2 protein-coding genes are annotated in these 1905 nt (G+C 34.9%); both read left to right on the forward strand.

Annotated elements, in window-relative coordinates:
* The first annotated feature begins 200 nt into the window (after nucleotides 1-200).
* Nucleotides 201-599 (forward strand): glucosamine 6-phosphate synthetase, encoded by a 399-nt coding sequence (locus QYB95_RS18995; protein ID WP_301139941.1) that lies wholly within the window; start codon nucleotides 201-203, stop codon nucleotides 597-599.
* Nucleotides 600-714: 115 nt separating this feature from the next.
* Nucleotides 715-1581 carry a DMT family transporter gene (locus QYB95_RS19000; protein ID WP_301139942.1) on the forward strand — a complete coding sequence of 289 codons (867 nt, stop codon included), beginning with the start codon at nucleotides 715-717 and terminating at the stop codon, nucleotides 1579-1581.
* Nucleotides 1582-1905: the final 324 nt, after the last annotated feature.

The raw sequence follows: 1905 nt of genomic DNA on the forward strand, positions 1-1905 counted from the left end.
CCTACGTACAACGCAGCTTTAATATTATATTAATACTAAGTAATATAAATTTCAACTATTATTTTATCATTAATTCACAGCAACATACTTATAGAAATGAACTGTATAAAAAACTGTTTTGGAATAGAATTTTTAAACACTATGTAGAAATATTATACATAGATTGCTATAATAATCTTACAAATGTAAGGAGGTTTGTCATGCAAAATGTATCCAAGCGAACAATCTTATGGATTGTACCAATCGCAATTATCGCAATTTTTTGGTATTTTTATGGTCCAAAAGACGAAATTACAGATAATGAGTATATTACATACATAAAAGAATCCCCTATGGATGAATCCAACCTCTCATTTGAAAACACCTTTGCCAATACATGTACTGAGAGTAAATGGGTTTATTTTAAAACTCAAAAAAATCATAATGTCGTTGAGTTCAAAGGAACATGTGAAGTTGATGATCAAAATAGTAATTTGAATTTACAATTTGTAGTAGAAGATGAGCAAAAAGGATATTCAATGGGGGTACTGCTTGTTGATGGAAAGCAGCAAACGGAAGAACAACGCAATAATATCTTAAGATTACTAGCATCTAACTAACCAGTCGTTACCTTTAAAAGCATCTGCTTTTCTAGGTAACTTTTTTATCTTCTTAAAATTTATGTGAAAGTCTGATATATTTTAATAAGATAATAATGTGAAAGTAGGAAATGTTATGAATGTTGCAGCTATCGCCAAACTCTCAATTGCAATGGCCATTTTTGGTTCGATCGGATTTTTCACCATTCATACCGGGATACCGGCAGTTGAACTGGTTTTTGTACGATGTATTTTTGCTACCGTTTTCTTATGCGGAATGTGGTTCATTACGGGCGGGCATAAAATTGAGGCATGGAGCAAAAAAGAGGTGTTGCAAACTTGTCTATGCGGAATTTTTCTAGTGTTGAACTGGGTATTTTTATTTAAAGCTTTCGAAGAAATGTCCATATCCGTCACTATTTCAATATATAATTTAGCACCCATAATTGTATTGATACTAGGTACTCTTTTTTTGAAAGAAAAAATGACGCTTCAAGGACTTCTTGCTACGATTGTTTGTTTCATCGGAAGTATTTTGATAGTCGGCATCGATAACTTCCAATCCATCAATCTATTGTTGAACTCTGGCTTTATCTGGGCATTACTCTCAGCAATTTGTTATGCACTCACTATGATAACAAGTAAAACGATTCAAAACTTATCCCCGTATTCGATGACATTTATCCAGACAGCAATCGGCATCATCATGCTTCTGCCATTTTGCGATTTTACGGTGTTTAATGGTTTATCCACTTCGAATTGGATTTATATCGTAGGAACAGGCTTGATACATACCGGATTTGTCTATTACTTATTTTTCGATAGCATTCGAAGCCTCCCGACATTTCTAGTATCTGTTCTTACCTTTGTTGATCCCGTGGTTGCTATCTTATTGGATATTGTCCTCTTGTCATTTAGCCCAACTTTATTACAAGCACTGGGTATTATCTTGATATTCGGAAGTATTTTTTATACAGTTCGACCGCGGAAACAAATGGCTTAGGTTCGTTTTCTATTAAAGTGTGGCCCTTCATCTAGTATGAAGGGTATTTTTAATTTGGTGGGCTGTTTAATTTACTTTTTACTTATGAAACGCGTCTTGAGCAGTTTTTCGACTCAGCATGCGTTTCATCCTTCTTGTATAACGCGCCTCGAGCTGGTTTTCGCTTCAGAACGCGTTTCATTCCTTTTATATAACGCGTCTCGAGTTGCTGTTCGCTTCGGAATGCGTTTCATCCCTCTTATATAACGTATCTCAAACTCTTTCTCCCTTTGGAGTGCGTTTCATTCCTCTTATATAACTCGTCTCTAGCTGTTTCTCGCTTCA

It is taken from the genome of Ureibacillus aquaedulcis (assembly GCF_030418165.1).
Classification (GTDB): Bacteria; Bacillota; Bacilli; order Bacillales_A; family Planococcaceae; genus Ureibacillus; species Ureibacillus aquaedulcis.